Source organism: Roseobacter ponti (assembly GCF_012932215.1).
In the GTDB taxonomy this organism is placed as follows: domain Bacteria; phylum Pseudomonadota; class Alphaproteobacteria; order Rhodobacterales; family Rhodobacteraceae; genus Roseobacter; species Roseobacter ponti.
In genome coordinates this window covers 1,448,835-1,467,988 of sequence record NZ_CP048788.1, presented here as the reverse complement: position 1 = coordinate 1,467,988, position 19,154 = coordinate 1,448,835, and the positions used below count along the sequence as shown (strand labels likewise).

The 19,154-nt window shown below is 63.7% G+C and carries 15 protein-coding genes; 13 read left to right on the top strand and 2 right to left on the bottom strand.

What is annotated here, in order from left to right:
• The first annotated feature begins 22 nt into the window (after positions 1 to 22).
• From G3256_RS07080 to G3256_RS07060, 5 genes are all read left to right on the top strand, one after another.
• A complete protein-coding gene (locus G3256_RS07080) occupies positions 23 to 1,198 on the top strand; it encodes an aminotransferase (RefSeq protein ID WP_169640149.1) in 1,176 nt (391 codons plus the stop codon).
• A 78-nt stretch (positions 1,199 to 1,276) separates the two neighbouring features.
• Positions 1,277 to 3,115 carry a peptidylprolyl isomerase gene (locus G3256_RS07075; RefSeq protein WP_169640148.1) on the top strand — a complete coding sequence of 613 codons (1,839 nt, stop codon included), beginning with the start codon at positions 1,277 to 1,279 and terminating at the stop codon, positions 3,113 to 3,115.
• A gap of 6 nt (positions 3,116 to 3,121) precedes the next feature.
• A complete protein-coding gene (trpE, locus tag G3256_RS07070; RefSeq protein ID WP_169640147.1) occupies positions 3,122 to 4,633 on the top strand; it encodes an anthranilate synthase component I in 1,512 nt (503 codons plus the stop codon).
• Between the two features lie 3 nt (positions 4,634 to 4,636).
• Positions 4,637 to 5,674, top strand: coding sequence for a succinylglutamate desuccinylase/aspartoacylase family protein (locus tag G3256_RS07065; RefSeq protein WP_169640146.1), 1,038 nt, complete (start codon positions 4,637 to 4,639; stop codon positions 5,672 to 5,674).
• 139 nt (positions 5,675 to 5,813) lie between these two features.
• Positions 5,814 to 7,895 carry a putative bifunctional diguanylate cyclase/phosphodiesterase gene (locus G3256_RS07060; protein ID WP_169640145.1) on the top strand — a complete coding sequence of 694 codons (2,082 nt, stop codon included), beginning with the start codon at positions 5,814 to 5,816 and terminating at the stop codon, positions 7,893 to 7,895.
• Between the two features lie 10 nt (positions 7,896 to 7,905).
• Here G3256_RS07060 and G3256_RS07055 read toward each other — a convergent pair whose 3' ends face one another.
• Entirely contained in the window at positions 7,906 to 9,903 is a 1,998-nt protein-coding gene (locus G3256_RS07055; RefSeq protein WP_169640144.1) for a divergent polysaccharide deacetylase family protein, read from the bottom strand.
• A 204-nt stretch (positions 9,904 to 10,107) separates the two neighbouring features.
• On the opposite strand from G3256_RS07055, the gene G3256_RS07050 reads away from it, so the two are divergent.
• The 7 genes from G3256_RS07050 to lexA all read left to right on the top strand — a co-directional run bounded on the left by G3256_RS07050 (position 10,108) and on the right by lexA (position 15,593).
• Positions 10,108 to 10,689, top strand: a complete 582-nt coding sequence (locus G3256_RS07050; protein ID WP_169640143.1) for an anthranilate synthase component II — start codon at positions 10,108 to 10,110, stop codon at positions 10,687 to 10,689.
• A complete protein-coding gene (gene trpD / locus G3256_RS07045; protein WP_169640142.1) occupies positions 10,686 to 11,705 on the top strand; it encodes an anthranilate phosphoribosyltransferase in 1,020 nt (339 codons plus the stop codon). The genes G3256_RS07050 and trpD overlap by 4 nt, the downstream gene beginning before the upstream one ends.
• 2 nt (positions 11,706 to 11,707) lie before the next feature.
• A complete protein-coding gene (locus G3256_RS07040) occupies positions 11,708 to 12,364 on the top strand; it encodes a uracil-DNA glycosylase (protein ID WP_169642363.1) in 657 nt (218 codons plus the stop codon).
• The gene (trpC, locus tag G3256_RS07035; protein WP_169640141.1) at positions 12,361 to 13,173 is read left to right on the top strand and encodes an indole-3-glycerol phosphate synthase TrpC; all 813 of its coding nucleotides are present in this window, start codon (positions 12,361 to 12,363) and stop codon (positions 13,171 to 13,173) included. The genes G3256_RS07040 and trpC overlap by 4 nt, the downstream gene beginning before the upstream one ends.
• 1 nt (position 13,174) lies before the next feature.
• Positions 13,175 to 13,654, top strand: a complete 480-nt coding sequence (moaC, locus tag G3256_RS07030; protein ID WP_169640140.1) for a cyclic pyranopterin monophosphate synthase MoaC — start codon at positions 13,175 to 13,177, stop codon at positions 13,652 to 13,654.
• Positions 13,651 to 14,823, top strand: coding sequence for a molybdopterin molybdotransferase MoeA (locus tag G3256_RS07025; protein ID WP_169640139.1), 1,173 nt, complete (start codon positions 13,651 to 13,653; stop codon positions 14,821 to 14,823). The genes moaC and G3256_RS07025 overlap by 4 nt, the downstream gene beginning before the upstream one ends.
• A 68-nt stretch (positions 14,824 to 14,891) precedes the next feature.
• The gene (lexA, locus tag G3256_RS07020; protein ID WP_169640138.1) at positions 14,892 to 15,593 is read left to right on the top strand and encodes a transcriptional repressor LexA; all 702 of its coding nucleotides are present in this window, start codon (positions 14,892 to 14,894) and stop codon (positions 15,591 to 15,593) included.
• Between the two features lie 18 nt (positions 15,594 to 15,611).
• Here lexA and G3256_RS07015 read toward each other — a convergent pair whose 3' ends face one another.
• On the bottom strand, positions 15,612 to 17,648 hold the full coding sequence (locus G3256_RS07015) for a ComEC/Rec2 family competence protein (RefSeq protein WP_343044388.1): 2,037 nt from the start codon (positions 17,646 to 17,648) through the stop codon (positions 15,612 to 15,614).
• Positions 17,649 to 17,736: 88 nt separating this feature from the next.
• On the opposite strand from G3256_RS07015, the gene gltX reads away from it, so the two are divergent.
• Positions 17,737 to 19,137, top strand: a complete 1,401-nt coding sequence (gene gltX / locus G3256_RS07010) for a glutamate--tRNA ligase (protein ID WP_169640137.1) — start codon at positions 17,737 to 17,739, stop codon at positions 19,135 to 19,137.
• The last annotated feature ends 17 nt before the right edge of the window (positions 19,138 to 19,154 follow it).

Here is a 19,154-nt window from a genome sequence, read left to right as displayed (position 1 = left end):
CGCTGACAGGAAGTTTCTCACCATGCCCCTGACCCGCACCGCCAGCACCTTCCGACCGCCCGTGATGGAGGCGCGGCGCTGGCTCGACGGCGTCACCTTTCCGCCTGACCGCCCGCTCATCAACGTGAGCCAGGCCGCCCCGGTCGACCCGCCCCCGCGCACCCTGCGCGAAGCCATGGCCGAGGCCGCCCTCAACCGCGATGACGCGCACCTCTATGGCCCGGTGCTCGGCATGCCCGCGCTGCGCGAGGCCCTGGCCGGGCGCACCTCGCAGATCTACGGCGGCGCGGTACACACGAACCAGGTGGCCATCACCTCAGGCTGCAACCAGGCCTTTGCCGCGGCCATCTCTACCCTGTGCGGCGAGGGCGACGAGGTCATCGTGCCCGTGCCGTGGTACTTTAATCACAAAATGTGGCTCGATATGGCGGGCGTGAAAACCGTGCCACTGCAGACCGGTGCCGATCTGCGCCCCGTGGCGGATCAGGCCGCTGCCCTGATCACCGACCGCACCCGGGCCATCGCTCTTGTCTCGCCCAACAACCCGGCGGGCGTGGAATACCCCGACGATCTGCTGCGCGCCTTTTTCGATCTCGCGCGCGCCCGCGGCATCGCCCTGATTCTGGATGAAACCTACCGCGATTTTCATGCGGCACCCGGCGCACCGCACAGCCTCTTTGAGGACGCCGGCTGGGACGACACGCTCATTCACCTCTATTCCTTCTCCAAAGCATACCGTCTGACCGGTCACCGGGTGGGCGCGCTCGTCACCAGCCCCGCGCGCCTCTCGGAGGTCGAAAAATTCCTCGACACGGTTGCAATCTGCCCCGGGCAGATCGGCCAGTACGCGGCACTCCGGGGGATGCAGAGCCTGGACCAGTGGCTGGCCGGCGAACGCGATGAGATCCTGGCCCGCCGCGCCGCGATTGAAGCGGGCTTCCCGGCACTGGAAAAAGCCGGCTGGAGCCTCCTGGGGCTCGGTGCTTATTTTGCCTATGTCGCCCATCCCTTTGCGGTCAGCTCGGCGGATCTGGCACCACAGCTGGTGCGCGATCAGGGCATCCTGTGCCTGCCCGGCACAATGTTCTGCCCCACAGATGACCCCGCCGGCGCCTCTCAGCTGCGCATCGCTTTCGCCAATCTGGATGCCGCCGGCATCGCGGAACTCTTTGACCGGCTGCGCGCCTTTACCGGCTGAGGCCCGCTGCCCCTTGCTCCCCGGTCCGCCTGCGCATAGACAGTGCGGCATGCGTGAAACTCTGTGACGGGGACGACTATGGCAGCCGGCAAAAGCATCTCGAAAACGGCAATGTGGATCCTGATGGGTCTCCTGATCCTGGGCCTTGCCGGGTTCGGTGCCACCAACCTTTCCGGCAACATCCGCACAATCGGCACGGTCGGGGACAAGCCGGTGCCGGTGGACAGCTATTTCCGGGCCCTCCAGCAGGAAATCCGTTCCTTTGAGCAACAGACCGGCCAGACGCTTCCTTTCGCGCGCGCCCGCGAGATCGGCCTCGACCGCGCGGTGCTGCAGCGCATCGTCGAAGACCGCGCGCTGGATCACGAAGCCACCGAAATGGGCCTGTCGATCGGCGACGAAAATCTGCGTGACCGGATCCTCGACATCCCCGCCTTCCGGGGTCTCGACGGCACCTTTGATCGCGAAGGCTACCGTTTTGCGCTGGAACAGAGCGGCCTTTCTGAGGCTGAATTTGAAGAACAGCTGCGCGAAGAGGTTGCGCGCACGCTGCTGCAGGGCGCTGTCCTCAGTGGCGTGGCCATGCCCGATACCTATGTCGATACACTGATAAATTATGTCGGCGCCCGTGCGAGCTTTACCTGGACACTGCTGGGTGAAGGCGATCTTGCAGAGCCCGTGCCCGCGCCCGATGAGGCGACCCTGCGCGCGCATTATGACGACAACACCGACGTTTTTACCCTGCCGGAGACCCGGCGCATTACCTATGCCCTGCTGACACCCGATATGCTGATCGATGAGGTGGAGATCGAAGAAAGCGCTCTGCGTGAGCTTTATGACGCGCGCAGCGAAGAGTTCAACCAGCCCGAACGCCGTCTGGTGGAACGCCTGGCGTTTCTCGACGAAGAGGCCGCCGCCGCTGCACTGGCCAGCCTTGAGACAGGGGCGACCTTCGAGGATCTGGTCGAAGAGCGCGGCCTGACCCTGCAGGACGTTGATCTGGGAGATGTGGCCCGGGATGAGCTTGGCGACGCGGGCGAGGCAGTATTCGCCGCAGAAGTCGGCGCAGTGGCCGGACCGCTGCCAAGCCCGCTCGGATCAGCGCTCTTCCGGGTGAACGGTGTGCTGCCCCCGCTTGAAACCTCCTTTGAGGAAGCGCAGGAAATGCTGCGCCCGATGCTCGTGAATGACCGTGCCCAGCGGCTGGTGGATGTGCAGGCTCAGAGCTTTGACGATATGCTCGCGGGCGGTGCCACGCTCGAAGAGCTTGCCACAGATACCGATATGGTACTGAACGAGATCGACTGGACCGAAGAAAGCGACGAGGATATCGCAGGCTATGAGGCCTTCCGCGAGGCCGCCCGTGCGGTCACCCCCGAGGATTTCCCGGAAATCGGACAACTGGATGACGGCGGGCTTTTTGCGCTGCGCCTCAATGAGGTTCTGCCACCGCGCCCTGCTCCCTTTGAAGACGCGCGCGCAGCGGTCGCCGCGCACTGGCGCGCCGCCGAAACGGCGCGTCTGCTCAATATCGAGATCGAAGCTGCCCTGCCACAGCTCAAAGAGGGCACTGACTTTTCGGAGCTCGGCTTTGATGCGGTGCGTGAAGAAAACCTGCTGCGCAGCGACTATGTCGGCGGCACGCCTGCGGGCTTCATGAACACCGTCTTTGAGATGCAGGAAGGCGAGGTGCGCACCCTCGACGCCGAGGGCGGCGTGGTCATCGTCCGGCTGGACAGCACCGCAGGCCCTGAAGACGGCGCAGAAACCGACGCGTTGCGCGAACAGATCCGCGCACAGGCGGGTCAGGCGCTGGCCGAGGATATTTTTGACATCTACCGTGGCGATGTAACCCGTCGCGCCGACCCGCAGATCAACCAGCAGGCGCTGCAGGCCGTGCACGTCAACTTCCCCTGATCTGCCATGGCGCTGACCCCTGATTTTGCAGCCTTCGAGGCGGAATACGCCGCCGGACGGAACCAGATCGTCTGGACCCGTCTGGCTGCTGATCTCGACACGCCCGTTTCGCTGATGCTGCGCCTCACCGGCGCACAAAAGGACGCCTTTGTTCTGGAATCAGTCACCGGCGGCGAAGTGCGCGGGCGCTATTCGATCATCGGCATGAAACCCGATCTGATCTGGCGCTGCCGGGGTGAGCAGAGTGAGGTCAACCGCGCGGCGCGGTATGACAGCGATGCTTTCACGCCGATGGAGGGCAATCCGCTGGACGCGCTGCGGTCGCTGATCGCTGAAAGCCGGATTGATCTGCCCGAAGATCTGCCCCAGGCCGCCGCCGGGCTTTTCGGCTATCTGGGCTATGACATGGTGCGGCTGATCGAGCATCTGCCGGATGTGAACCCCGACCCGCTGGGCCTGCCCGATGCGGTCATGCTCCGCCCCTCGGTGGTCGCCGTTCTTGACGGGGTAAAGGGCGAGGTCACAGTGGTCTCTCCCGCCTGGGTCTCCGACGGCCAGACGGCACGCGCGGCCTATGCTCAGGCGGCGGAACGGGTGATGGACGCGGTACGCGATCTTGAACGCGCGATGCCCTCTGCGACGCGCGATCTGGGCGAGGCCGCGGCACCCGGCGAGCCGGTCAGCAATTTCACCCATGAGGGCTACAAGGCCGCCGTCGAAAAGGCCCGCGACTATATCATTGCCGGCGACATTTTCCAGGTCGTGCCCGCACAGCGCTGGACCCAGGATTTCGCCCAGGACCCCTTTGCGCTTTATCGCTCACTGCGGCGCACAAACCCCTCGCCTTTCATGTTCTATTTCAACTTCGGCGGCTTTCAGGTCATCGGCGCCAGCCCGGAAATTCTTGTGCGGGTCTTTGGCCGCGAGGTCACGATCCGCCCCATTGCCGGCACGCGTCCGCGCGGGGCCACCCCCGCCGAGGACAATGCGCTTGAGGCCGATCTGCTGGCCGACAAAAAGGAACTGGCCGAGCATCTGATGCTGCTTGATCTGGGCCGCAACGATGTGGGGCGCGTGGCCAGGATCGGCACCGTGCACCCGACCGAAGAGTTTATTGTAGAACGCTACAGCCATGTGATGCACATCGTCTCCAACGTGGTGGGCGAGCTGCACGAGGATAAAGACGCGCTCGACGCCTTTTTCGCGGGCATGCCGGCGGGCACTGTCTCCGGTGCGCCCAAGGTGCGCGCGATGGAAATCATTGACGAGCTGGAGCCTGAAAAGCGCGGCGTTTATGGCGGCGGTGTCGGCTACTTCAGTGCGGGAGGCGATATGGATATGTGCATCGCGCTGCGCACGGCGGTGGTGCAGGACAGCAGACTCTACATCCAGGCCGGCGGCGGCGTTGTCTATGACAGCGACCCGGAGGCCGAGTACCAGGAAACGGTGCACAAATCCAACGCGATCCGGCGCGCGGCAGCCGATGCCGCGCGGTTCTCAGGCGAAGGTAACGGCTGAGCCATGGCCCGCGCGCCCTTTGAGATTGCCGGTGAGCGTTTCGCACCGGGGAAAAGCGGCACAGTAAATCTGCCGGTCTCGATCCTGCCCGATCATACGCCGGTCCATCTTTCGGTGCAGGTCCATCACGGCAAACGCGCCGGCCCCACGATGTTCGTCTCGGCGGCAGTTCACGGCGATGAGGTGATCGGCGTCGAGATCGTGCGCCGTCTGCTGCGCGCACCGCAGCTTGCGTCTCTGCGTGGTACGCTGCTGGTGGTCCCGGTTGTAAACTCCTTCGGCTTTCTCAACCGATCGCGCTATCTGCCCGACCGGCGGGATCTCAACCGCTGCTTTCCGGGCCACCCGGGCGGCTCGCTGGGCTCGCGTCTGGCACATATCTTTCTGCAGGAAGTGGTGCTGCGCTGTGATTTCGGCATCGATCTGCACTCAGCGGCCATTCACCGCACCAACCTGCCACAGATCCGCCTGTCGCCTGGCGACGATACCACGCGGGCGATGGCAATGGCCTTTGGCGCGCCGGTCGTGCTGACCTCACCGCTGCGCGACGGATCTTTGCGGGGCGAGGCCGCGGCGCGGGGCACGCCCGTGCTGCTCTATGAAGCCGGTGAAGGCCTGCGCTTTGACGAAATGGCCGTGCGCGCAGGGGTTGCGGGCATTCTGCGCGTGATGCGAAGCGTCGATATGCTGCCGGCACGCGGCATCGCAAAAGCCAAAGAGCGGCCCTATATCTGCAAATCCTCAAGCTGGCTGCGGGCGCCGGCGGGCGGTCTTTTGCGAACCTTCCGCGCCGAGGGCGAAACCGTGGAAAAAGGCGATGTGCTGGCCACCGTGTCTGACCCTTTCGGCGAGGTTGAAACCGACCTTCTTTCGCCGGCGCCGGGCATCCTGATCGGTCGGGCCATTCTGCCCGTCGTCAACGAAGGCGACGCGGTTTTTCATCTGGCGGCACTCAGCCCCGAAGCCTCAGGCGACACCGTCGGGGGCCTTGCGGCACAGCTTGAAAGTGATCCGCTCTTTGACGAGGACGAGATCATCTGAGCCTCTGCTAAACGGGCGGGTTAATCTCAAATTGACGGTATTTTCCGGGCAGGTTTTGCTCCTTTCGCGACGCTTCATCAACTTCCGTGAGGCACATTGACCCGGCGCCGCAGGGTGCATGTCAGTGCGGAGCTCCGGAATGAAACCAGTGAGATGGCCGGGAAAATGGATACGGCAGGTTGTGGCGCGCCACGTCTGCCTGGTCAGACCACAGTCGCTGTGGAAACGATACCTGCTGGCCTTTTTGCTGATCGGCGGTCTGATGAGCGCATCGCATGTGACCTCGCTGATGTCGATACGCGCCACCGACGGATACGCAGAGCTGATCAATATTGCCGGACGGCAACGCATGCTGAGCCAGCGCATTCTGTTTTATGTCAGCGACCTGCACAACAGCAGCAGCGGTGCCGCTATGGCCGGACTGGAAAAAACTGTGGCGGAGTTTGAGCAGGCCCACGAGTTGCTGGTCAACCGACCCGGTCTGCCGGACGCGCTGGTAACACTTTATCACGATGCCGAACCGATCCCGCTCGATATGTTCACCAGACGCTATGCTGCGATGGCCGCATATTACCCGGGCGCTCAGGGCGTGGAGCGTATCAACATCCGGGACCAGCTCACGGTCTGGGGCGAATATGACCTTCTCGGCAGGCTCAACGAGGCCGTAACGCTGCTCGAAAACCACTCCAAAGCACAAAGCCGCCAGTTACTGCACATCCAGCACACCACGTTCTACATCGCCGTGCTCATATTCGTGCTGGAGGCCGCGCTGATTTTTCTGCCCGCCCAGATTTCTGTAACGCGGGCAATTTCGCGGCTGGAACGGCGCAAAAAACAGCTCTCCGGATCCTATGACGCGCTGCGCGCGCGCAATTCCGAACTGATGAGCGCGCGGCGCACCCTCGCCCATGCTGCCAACCACGACACGCTCACCGGACTGGCCAACCGCCGGGCCATCAATGAATTTCTCAGTCAGCTGCCAGCAGCACATACGAAGGCGGATATTACGCTGGGCGTTCTCAAAATCGATCTGGACCGTTTCAAATCGGTAAACGACCGGTTTGGCCATGCTGCCGGTGATGCGCTGCTGAAAAAGACAGCCACTCTGCTGCGCCGTGAGACATCGCCCGGAGATCTGGTCGGGCGCATCGGCGGCGATGAGTTTGTGGTTGTGGTTACCGAACCCGCCTCCGTTCAGGCCATCGAAGCTCTGGCGCGCAGGATCGTGAACGCACTCTCTGAACCTTTTGTGTTTGAAGGCAGGACCTGTCGTACCGGCGCCTCAGCAGGCTACACGCTCGCGGGGTCCTCAACCGCGACCCCGGACCAGCTGCTGATCGAAAGTGATCTGGCGCTTTATGAGGCAAAACGGACCGGGCGCGGGCGCGCGCACGAATACTCCAACGAGCTGCGCGCCGATATTGAGACCCGTCATGCGCTCTTCTCAGAGATCGGAACCGCCATTGACCGCGACGAGTTTGAGGCCTGGATGCAGCCACAGGTCTGTGCCGGTACCCTGCGGCTTGCGGGATGCGAGGTCCTGGTGCGCTGGAACCACCCGACGCGCGGGATCGTGCCGCCGGCCATTTTTCTTGCAGCGGCTGAACAGGCGGGGCTGCTGCGCGCCATTGATATGATGATGCTCAGCAAAGGCCTGGATCAGCTCGAAGACCTGCGCGCTGCGGGCATCGATCTGCCAAAGATATCGGTCAATGCCTCCCCTGCGACCCTGCATGATCCGCATCTGCCCGAACGCCTGATACAGGAAATCAGCAGCCGGCATCTCTCGCCGCAGGACCTTGTGGTCGAGGTTCTTGAAAGCACGCTGATCGAAAGCGAAGATGATATGGCCGCCCGCACCATCGCGCGCATTGCAGACGCGGGTATTGCCGTTTCGCTGGATGACTTCGGCACCGGATATGCGTCGATGTCCACGCTCTCGCAGCTCACGCTGAGCGGCATCAAACTGGATCAGTCACTGATCTCGCCGGTCCCGCAGCCGCGCGCGGAAAGCATCATCTCAGCCCTCGTCACGATGTCGCGAAGCCTCGGCATGACCGTGGTGGCAGAAGGGATCGAAACCGAAGAACAGCTTGAACTCGTGGCCGGCATGGGCTGCGACACCGTGCAGGGGTATCTGATCGGCAAACCAATGCGCGCTGTTGATTTTCACGCATGGGCTCTGAACTGTCATGAGGAGACTGCCGGGCGGCGGGCCTGATGGCCGGCCGTTACTCCGATACCGAAAGAGCGCCGCTCACCGGCACCATCGCAACTCTGTCCGCGCGGTCCTGCAGGGCCCAGACGAGAAGAGCCGAAACAGTATCCTCGCGCAGCCGGCCCAGCATCACGATGCCGCCCTCCTGGCCTGCACGAAACGCGGCCTGATCAAGAAACCGCCGGATCACCACAGGTGATTGTCCCTCGCTGTCAAAATCCCTGAAAACCACAGCCGACGGCACGCCGGCACGCGCTGCGAGCTTCTGCGCGGTATTGAGCCCGCGGTTCTGCGTCACCAGTCCGTGCCCGCTCGCCGCGAGGATCTCAGAGACCTGGCGCGCTGCGTCAGGCGTTGTTGTCACCCCGGTGCCCGGACCCTCCAGCACGCCAACCGCTTCGGGAACAGCGGCAAGCGCAGCTGCGACCGAAACCTCGGCGTCGGTCGCAGAAGCGCCTTCAGGCAGATTGATCATCGCAAGCACCTCAAAGCCCTCGTTGCGGTAGGCCCCGGCACGGCTGGCGGCGTCCGGCAGGCTCGCCTCGACAGCGAATGTCACCGGATGTGGAAAGCGGCGCAGCGCAGGCAGCCCGATGGCAGCAGCGGCAAGGTCAACACCGTCGTCCATCAGAACAATCGACATGACCGGCTTGCCTTCAGGGTTCTCTGCGGGCCGCGCGAACTGCTCCAGCGGGGACACCGACGCGGAGGGGTCACCGGCCGCATCCGACACATCTGCAGCGCCGGAAGCCTGCGGGTCGGCCGGCGCGACTTCTGCTTCGGGTTCATCATCGCCCAGACTGGGCAGCCGGTTTGTGGTCACCCCGTCTGTCCTGTCTGCAAAGCTGCCCTCCAGAGAATTCTGAGCACTCACCACCGGAGCGGGCTCAGCCGTCTGTGCAGGCGGCGCACTCTGCGAGGAGGTATCGGCAATATCCTCTGCCACATCACGTGTCACCGGATCGGGCCGGCGCACGGCGGTCCGGCTTTCCGGCCCTGCTTCTTCCGGTTCCGGACCAGTCGCGTCGGGCTCCCGGGTGGGAGTTCCGGCTTCCGGTTCAGGTGTCACGGCGACCTGGGCTTCGGGTACGCTGGCCGGCGCGGTATCGGTGCTGGCGTAAACCTGCGCTGCGGTGCCCCCGTCGCTGTCCGGCTGCACGGTCGCCGGCGCCATTGCGGTAATCTCTGCAACCTCGGGCCCGGCATCATCGCTGACAGGGCGGGTGCTGTCGTCAAAGGCGGTGCCTGAGGCGAGAACCGCCGGGGGCTGTGGCTGCGCCGGATCGGCAGCCGCAATCGTATCGGGTGCCGCTTCGGTAAAGGCGGTGCGTTCTGACGGAAGGTCAGGCGCCGGCGGCTGCATCGGAAGGTTCGAGATTGAACCCTCATCCGGTTCAGGCGCGGACCGGGGTTCTGCGGGGTCGACGGGGGGTGCGAGGGCCGCAATATCCGTCTGCACCACCGGCGCTGCGGCAGTTGTCTCTGACGGAGCCTCCGGCGCCTCTGCCGGTTGTGCGGCGGAGCTGGTCGAGACTGTCACGGCAGGCTCTGTCGAGGGCGTCGTCAGAGCAGCAGTCTGCCCCGCGCCTGCGACCGGTGCATCGGTCCGGGGTGCAGCGGGTGCCGTGCCCGTTGTGCTGGCTGCATCCTGCTGCAGTACCGCCGCAGCGGAGCCCGCATCCGGCACAGCCGCCGGTGTCATATCGCTTTCGCGCAACCCGTCGAGCGTGTCCGGCGCTCCTGCGGCGGCCAGGGTGGTCCTATCCGCACCGGCACCCTTACTGGTTGTGCTTTGTTCAGGGACGGATGTCGCGTCCGGCTGCGCTGCTGCGGTGTCGCGTGTTTCAGCGGGTGCTGTTGCGGGCGGCGTTGAACCAGGCGGCGTCTGTGCCGTGCCGGCCGGATCTGCCGGCGGCCGGGGCAGCCCGCTGCTGAACACCGACACCAGCACGACTGCGCTGAGGCTGACACAACTGCCCCAGAGTGCGCCTTTGATAAATCCTTTTGCCACGGTCTGCCCACCCTCGCGTTATATGTCTCACTGGTGCAGCCTCCGGTCCTGACGCACCCCTGTGCCCGGACCGCCCTGCAAGGCTGCCGCTCTGCACAGGACCGGTGCCGCCTCTTGACGCAGCCTGCCAACCCTGAACAAGTACGCACGAACTATACCGCGCCCGGGGGCCCAGTCTCCAGCCCTGATTGCAAAGTTTTGAACATGTTGCTGCTGATCGACAACTACGACAGTTTTACCTACAACCTCGTCCACTATCTGGGCAGCCTCGGGGCAGATGTTGTTATCCGGCGAAACGACGCCCTGGATGTGCAGGAAGCCATGGCGATGCGCCCCTCGGGCATTCTGCTGTCGCCCGGGCCCTGCGACCCTGATCAGGCGGGGATCTGCCTTGCCCTGACGCAGGCAGCGGCGGAAACCCGCACACCGCTGATGGGTGTCTGCCTTGGTCACCAGACAATCGGTCAGGCATTCGGCGGGCGCGTGGTACGCGCAAAAGATATCGTACACGGCAAAACGGGCCATATCCGCCACGACAGCAGCGGGCTTTTTGCCGGCCTGCCAACACCGTTCGAGGCCACCCGCTATCACTCGCTGATCGTCGAACGCGAGACCCTGCCAGACACGCTGCGCATCACCGCGGATCTGGAAGACGGGACCATCATGGGGCTGCAACACCGCGACCTGCCGATCCATGGCGTGCAGTTTCATCCGGAATCGATCCGCTCCGAGCACGGCCACGCCCTGCTGAAGAACTTCATCAGTGAAATGCAGGTGCCCGCATGAGTGACGCCCTGAAACCGCTGATTGGTGCCGCAGCGGACCGTGCTCTGTCGCGCGCCGAAGCCGAAGAAGCCTTTGGCATTCTCTTTGACGGCGAAGCGACACCGAGCCAGATCGGCGGGTTGCTGATGGCGCTGCGCACCCGCGGCGAAACGGTAGAGGAATATGCCGCCGCCGCCGCTGTCATGCGCAGCAAGTGTAACGCGGTCCGGGCACCCGACGGGGCGATGGACATCGTCGGCACCGGTGGGGATGGCAAGGGCACACTGAACATCTCGACCGCCACAGCGTTTGTGGTTGCAGGCGCGGGTGTGGTGGTGGCCAAGCACGGCAACCGGAACCTCTCGTCGAAATCCGGAGCAGCAGATGCGCTGACGCAGATGGGGCTCAATGTGATGGTCGGCCCCAAAATCGTTGAAAAAGCGCTGAAAGAGGCGGGCATTGGCTTTATGATGGCACCAATGCATCACCCGGCAATTGCCCATGTGATGCCCACGCGCGCAGAGCTCGGCACCCGCACAATCTTTAATATTCTCGGCCCCCTGACCAACCCCGCGGGCGTCAGACGCCAGCTCACCGGTGCTTTTTCGCGCGATCTGATCCGGCCCATGGCCGAAACACTCGGCGCACTGGGTTCGGAAAAGGCCTGGCTGGTGCATGGCTCTGACGGTACCGATGAGCTGACGATAACAGGGGTGAGCTGGGTGTCAGCCCTCGGTCCCGACGGCACCGTTACGGATATGGAGATCCACCCCGATGACGCGGGCCTGCCGGTGCATCCTTTCGAGGCGATCGTCGGCGGCACACCTGAGGAAAATGCGCGCGACTTCAAAGCGCTGCTGGACGGTGAAGCCTCCGCCTATCGGGATGCGGTTCTGCTGAATGCCGCGGCGGCCCTCGTGGTCGCTGATGCCGCCGGCGATCTGAAGGAAGGCGTCGAAATGGCCCGGACCTCGATCGACAGCGGTGCGGCGGCTGAGAAAATCGCGGCTGTCGCGCGGATCACGCAGGGCGCGTGAACCTGCATCCGCCAGGGGCCTGGGCAGACCTGCCGTTTTTCCGCGACACCCTGCCCGGGATCGAGGCAGAGCTGACCGCTGAGACGCGGCAGATCCTGCCCCCGCAGCACCGGATTTTTGCAGCACTGGAACGCACCCCACCCGATGATGTGCGCGTTGTGATCCTCGGGCAGGATCCCTACCCCACACCCGGACATGCGCACGGATTTGCCTTTTCCACAGAGCCGGGCGTGTCGCCTCTGCCCCGGTCGCTGGGCAACATTTTCAAAGAGCTTGAAGCTGATACCGGCGCACATCCGGTGACCGGGGATCTGCGGTTCTGGGCCGATCAGGGGGTACTGCTCCTGAACACCTGTCTGACCGTTCCGGCCGGTGATGCCGGTGGTCATGCCCGCCTCGGCTGGCAGGTGCTGACCGCTCAGGTGCTCGACCGTCTGGCGGGCACACCCCGCGCCTGGCTTTTGTGGGGGGCCGCCGCGCATAAGGCCGCCGCCGCTGTGGATCCGGAGATGCATCTCAAAATTACAACGGCGCATCCCTCGCCGCTTTCCGCCCGGCGTGGATTTTTCGGCTCCCGTCCCTTCAGCCGGACCAATGCATGGTTGCAGGAACGCGGTCATCGGTCCATAAACTGGGCCGATGCGCCGGAGGCCCCATGACTGAAACAATCCTTGATAAAATCAAAGCCTATAAGCTCGAAGAAGTAGCCGCCGATAAGGCTGCAAAGCCACTTGAGGCGGTCGAGGCAGAAGCCCGCGCCGCACCCAAGGTCCGGCCCTTTGCGGAAACGCTGCATCAGGAATCAATCAAAGCCTATGGTCTGATCGCTGAAGTGAAAAAAGCCAGCCCTTCCAGAGGGTTGATCCGCGCTGATTTCGACCCCGCGGCGATTGCAAGAGCCTATGCGGACGGTGGTGCGACCTGTCTGTCGGTGCTGACGGATGAGCCGAGCTTTCAGGGATCCAAAGACTATCTCGTGGCCGTACGCGCCGCCTGTGACCTGCCGGTTCTGCGCAAAGATTTCATGTATGACACCTATCAGGTGGCCGAGGCCCGCGCGCTCGGGGCTGACTGCATCCTGATCATCATGGCCTCCGTATCGGACGCCCAGGCCGAAGAGCTGGAAGAGGCGGCCGCCGGATGGGGCATGGATGCGCTCCTTGAGGTACATAACGCCGAAGAACTGGCGCGGGCGAGCCAGCTGAAAAGCCGCATGATCGGGATCAATAATCGTGATCTGAAAACGTTTGAAACCTCGCTCGACACCACGCGTAAGCTTTCGCGCGATGTGCCTGCCGACCGCCTGATCGTCACGGAATCCGGTCTCAGCACCCCTGAGGATCTGGCCGATATGGCCCGCTATGGCGCCCGCGTCTTTCTGATCGGCGAAAGCCTGATGCGCTATGATGATGTGGAAGCGGCCACCCGCACACTGCTCGCCAATCCGGCAACCGCCGGCGGGATGTAGCATGTCAGGAAAGCTCACCCATTTCGACAGCAGGGGCGCGGCACATATGGTCGATGTGGGCGATAAGCCCGTGACCAGTCGCATCGCTGTGGCCGAAAGTCACATCAGGATGCTACCGGAAACCTTTGATATCATTCAGGAAGGCCGCGCCAAAAAGGGCGATGTTCTGGGCGTTGCACGACTGGCCGGGATCATGGCTGCCAAGCGCACGCCCGATCTTATTCCGCTCTGCCATCCGCTGCCTGTCACCAGAGTTGCGGTGGAGCTGACCCCTGATCCGGACCTGCCCGGCTACCGTATTGAGGCCACCGTGAAAACGACCGGCCAGACCGGCGTCGAGATGGAAGCGCTGACCGCGGCCTCGGTCGCGGCGCTGACGGTCTATGACATGGCCAAGGCCGTCGATAAAGGCATGGAGATCGGCGGCACCCGCGTGGTGCTGAAGGACGGCGGCAAGTCGGGCCGGTATCAGGCGTCATGATTTCGGTCGCCGAGGCGCTTGCGCAGCTCTTTGCCCTGGTGCCGGAGCCTGAGACCGAAGAGGTCGCACTGCGCGACGCCGCCGGCCGGGTGCTGTCGCGCGATGTCACTGCCGCGCGGACACAACCGCCCTTTCCCGCCTCATCGATGGACGGCTATGCGCTGCGTCGGGCTGAGGTCGAACCGGATGCGATGTTCAAGGTGATCGGCGAGGCGGCGGCGGGGCACCGCTTTGACGGCACTGTCGGCCCCGGTCAGTGCACCCGCATTTTCACCGGTGCGCCCGTCCCGGAGGGTGCCGATTTCGTCGTGATCCAGGAGGATGTCACCCGGCGCGGTGATCTCATCACGCTCGGGCGCGACATCGGCGGCAAGGACAACATCCGCCCTGCCGGCGGTGATTTCAGCGCCGGTGACAAGGTGGCCGCCCCGCGACGGCTGAACCCCGCAGATATCGCCCTGCTGGCTGCAATGAACATCGCGCGCGTGCCCGTAGCACAGGCGCCATCGGTTGCCATTCTCGCCACCGGTGATGAACTTGTGATGCCCGGCGAAACACCTGGACCGGATCAGATCATCGCCTCCAACACCTTCGGGCTTGCCGCGCAGCTGGCCGCCCTTGGCGCGCAGCCGCGGCTGTTGCCCATCGCACGTGATAATGAGCCTTCTCTGCGCGCAGCGCTGACACTCGCCGGCACGGCCGATCTGATCATCACCATCGGTGGTGCCTCAGTCGGGGATCATGATCTGGTGGCCGGGGTGGCAGCGGGTCTGGGCATGGAACAATCCTTTTACAAAGTCGCGATGCGTCCCGGCAAGCCCCTGATGGCGGGACGGCTCGGCGGAGTGCCGATGATCGGGCTGCCCGGTAATCCGGTCTCGGCGCTTGTCTGTGGCACAGTTTTTGTCGCTCCCTTCGTGCGGGCCATGCAGGGCCTGCCAATGGAAGCTGCACGGCTTGCTGCTGCACCACTTGCCGTGGCCATGCCCGGGAACGGCCCGCGCGAGCATTATATGCGCGCCCGCCTCGGTGAGGACGGCATCACGCCCTTCGACCGGCAGGACAGTTCCCTGCTCACCGTCCTGGCCGGTGCCGACGCCCTGCTGGTGCGCCCGCCCCATGATCCCGCGCGGGTCGCCGGAGAGATGGTCTGCTACATCCCGATCTGACGGGCGGTTGACACAAAACGTGAACAAGACTAGAACAAACGCACATCACTGTGGCGAAGGGACAGGACATGCTCACGAAGAAGCAGTTGGATTTGCTGGATTTCATCAACAAACGGTTGCAGCGGGACGGTGTTCCGCCCAGCTTTGACGAAATGAAGGAAGCGCTGGATCTGCGCTCCAAATCGGGCATCCACCGTCTGATTACGGCGCTGGAAGAACGCGGCTTTATCCGCCGCCTCGCCCACCGTGCCCGTGCCATCGAAATTGTGAAGCTGCCCGAAAGCCTTGGCGGTGCGCCGCAGCACGGGTTCACCCCGCGCGTGATCGAAGGCGACCGACCCGATGGTCCGATGCCCGCCGGCGCGCAGGCGGTCAGCGGAGTCGCGGCGCAGGCATTGCCGCTGATGGGCCGGATTGCTGCAGGTGTACCGATCGAGGCAATCAGCGAACAGTCGGCCAGCGTCGCTGTGCCCGGACAGATGCTCAGCGGCCAGGGCAACCACTATGCGCTTGAGGTGCAGGGGGATTCGATGATCGAGGCCGGCATCAACAACGGCGACGTTGTGGTGATCCGTGAGACCAGCGTGGCACAGAACGGCGATATCGTCGTGGCACTTGTGGAAGATCATGAAGCCACGCTGAAACGGTTTAAGCGGGACGGCGACCGTGTCGCTCTTGAGGCTGCCAACCCGGCCTATCAGACCCGCATTTTCACCGAAGACAAAGTCAAAGTGCAGGGCAAACTGGTCGGTCTGATCCGCACGTACTGAAGCCTGCCGGGCGCGGTCTCAGCCGCGCTCGTCTTTCCAGTGTGTCCAGAGACGGGACCCTGTCAGATCGCGCACGGAGATAAACTTCAGCCCGTCGCGTGTTTCGTGAATTGCCACTGCGCCGGTGCTTTGCAGATACGCGGGGTCAAAGACGGTGCATCCCGTCTCTTTGAGAGATGTGTCCAGACTGGCCACAACCACCTCGTCCGGTGCGCACCCGCTGAAGGCTGCAACCGCCTTTTTGCCCGACAGATGCACCAGTGAAATCCCCCCAGGCAACTGCCCGCCCCCTGCCGGCCAGCGCGCGGCGGCAACCTCCTGATCCGCCGGCGCGCCGTCGTTTTCCAGCCAGTTCCGGGCGACGAAACCGGCTCCTTTCGGTTTACTGAGCGCGCGGCCCTCATTTGTCATCAGACCCACGAGCGCGCCGTTTTCCGCAATCAGCCCCAGCGGGCGGTCCGCCTGAAACCACAGCAGAAAAGCGGCCAGCACCGGCACAAACCCTGCCGTGCGCAACCGTCCCCGCCACAGGATCACAAAAAGCGATCCCAGCGCCATCATCGGCAGCACCGCCGCTCCGGGACCGGGAACAAAGGAGCGCGCCCCGTCAAGCCCGGCGACAAAGGTGCCCACGCTGAGGATCCATTGCAGTCCCGCCCCCATCAGCCACAACCCGATCCAGTCCAGACCGAAAGGTGCAAGGATCGCCGCCACCACCGACGCGGGCACGACAACAGCCCCCATTACCGGCACCGACAGAAGGTTAGCCAGCAACCCGTAATGCGCCAGAGCGTTGAAATGCGCAGCCCCGATCGGTGCTGTGGCAAGCCCCGCGATGCCGGATGACATAAGCACCCCGACCACTGGAGCTGCCCACTTCGGCCCGGTTGAGATTTTGGCATCCCGCACCCAGCCGAAGACCGCCACAAGGGCCGTCGTGGCCGCGAAAGACATCTGAAACCCCGGCCCCAGCAGCGCTTCGGGTCGCAGACACAGCACAATGACAGCAGCGATTGCGACCCCGCGCAGGCTGATGGCGCGGCGGTTGATCAGGATCGCGCCGAAGGCCACGGCCACCATGACATAGGCCCGTTCAGTGGCAACGTTCCCGCCTGACATGGCAAGATAGAACGAGGCTGCGGCCAGCGCCCCCACGGCGGCCGTTTTCTTGACATTGATCCGCAGCGCCAGCGCCGGGATCAGCGACAAAACCACCCGCAGGAGTGCAAAGACAAAGCCGCTCAGCAGCCCCATGTGCAGACCTGAGATCGCCAGAAGATGTGCCAGATTGCTGGCGCGAAGGTCTTCCAGCGCCTGCTGGCTGATGCCGGACCGTGCGCCTGTGGTGACGGCGACGGCAACCCCCCCTACATCGCCGGGCAGTATATCCTGCACGCGGGCCGATGCCGCCATGCGCATCCGGAAAACAGCAAGCCCCGCGGCCCCTTCGCTGGCCGGCGCACTGGCCAGAACCGGCACGCGGGTATAGCCCACAGCACCAAGCTGGCCAAACCATGCATGGCGCTGAAAATCGAAACCGCCGGGCTCCACCGGCCCGCCTGGCGGGGACAGATGCCCTGTCGTCATGACCCGCAACCCCGGAACCGGAATGACCGATGCCGTCTGGTCCCCGTGCAGCGAGATACGCACCCGTGTGGGCGTGCGCGCGGGCGACACACGTTCCAGCGTCACCTGGTCCAGCGTCAGACGCAGGGCGTCCGAACTGCTGCGATCTATATTGACCACGCGCCCCTCAACGGGCCCGTAATAGCGCCATCCGATCACCGGCCCGGCCACATCATGCGCCCGGTGTGCTGCCAGCAGAAACCCGGCGGCCACAGCGGCCATCCCCAGGGCCAGCGGCGCAAAGGCTTCGCCAAGATACCGCGCGAGCATCAGAGCCCCGAAGACCCCCGCAAAAACACCACCAAGCAACAGCGCAGAGGGTTCAAATCGCAGGGAAAAATACCAGCCGATCCCAAGCGCCAGCGCCACCGGCACCCACTCAAACATATGGCTGCGCTGGCGCAGCAGAATCTGTGTGATCGCGCGCAAGCAGCTCCTCCTTGCTCCCGTCTCCCGCACTGGATAGACACGTTCAGAATTCCTATCCTCCCATGGTTACTGAAAGGTAAACGCCCGCATGTCCGCACCCGTTGTCACTCGTTTCGCGCCCTCTCCGACGGGGTATCTGCACATCGGCGGCGCGCGCACGGCGCTCTTTAGCTGGCTCTTTGCGCGCGGGCGCGGCGGACAGTTTCTGCTGCGCATCGAGGACACGGACCGGGCGCGCTCCACCCCCGAAGCAACAGAAGCCATCCTGAAAGGGCTTGCCTGGCTGGGTCTCGATCATGACGGAGAGATCGTCAGCCAGTTTGAAAACGCGGACCGCCATGCAGAGGTTGCGCGCGAATTACTGGCCGCTGGCAAAGCCTACAAATGCTTTGCCACACCTGAAGAAATCACAGCTTTCCGCGAAGCTGCGCGCGAGAAAGGCGAAAGCACCCTTTTCCGCTCGCCCTGGCGCGATGCCGATCCTGCCACCCATCCAGACGCCCCGTATGTCATCCGCATCCGCGCCCCCCTCACCGGCGAGACGGTGATCCGCGACGAGGTTCAGGGCGATGTGCGCATCAGCAACGACCAGCTTGATGACATGATCCTGCTGCGCTCGGACGGCACACCTGTTTATATGCTGGCGGTTGTTGTTGATGATCATGACATGGGCGTAACCCATGTGATCCGCGGAGATGACCATCTCAACAATGCCGCGCGACAGATGATGATTTATGATGCAATGGGCTGGAACGTGCCGGTCTGGGCGCATATCCCGCTCATTCACGGGCCGGACGGCAAAAAGCTCAGCAAACGCCACGGTGCTCTGGGCGCTCAGGAATATCAGGTGATGGGTTATCCCGCCGCCGGTATGCGCAACTATCTCGCACGGCTCGGCTGGAGCCACGGCGATGACGAGTTCTTTACCGACGATGAGGCGCGCGAGTGGTTTGATCTCAGCGGAATTGGCAGGAGCCCGGCGCGGTTTGACCTCAAAAAGCTGGAGAATCTCTCCGGACAGCACATTGCGGTCACAGATGATGCTGCGCTGCAGCGTGAAATCACCGAATTTCTCGCAGCAGCGGAGGCGCCGGCGCTGTCACCGGGACAGCAGGAAATGCTCGGCCGGGCGATGTACTGTGTCAAAGAGCGCGCAAAGACATTGCCGGAACTTCTTGAAAAGGCTCATTTTGCCCTGACTTCCCGTCCGGTTGAGCCGGATGAGAAAGCAGCGAAAAACCTTGATCCGGTATCCCGTGGTATACTGGGGGAATTGACGCCGCAGCTGCAAAATGCTAGCTGGAGCAGAGAAAATCTGGAGGCGGTTCTGAACAGCTTCGCGGAGAGCAAAGACACCAAATTCGGCAAGCTGGCCGGGCCTTTGCGTGCAGCACTTGCGGGACGGGCTGTAACCCCTTCGGTTTTTGATATGATGCTGGTGCTGGGGCGCGACGAGTCTCTTGCCCGCCTCTCTGACGCTGCTGCGTAAGCCGCAGAGACGGCCCC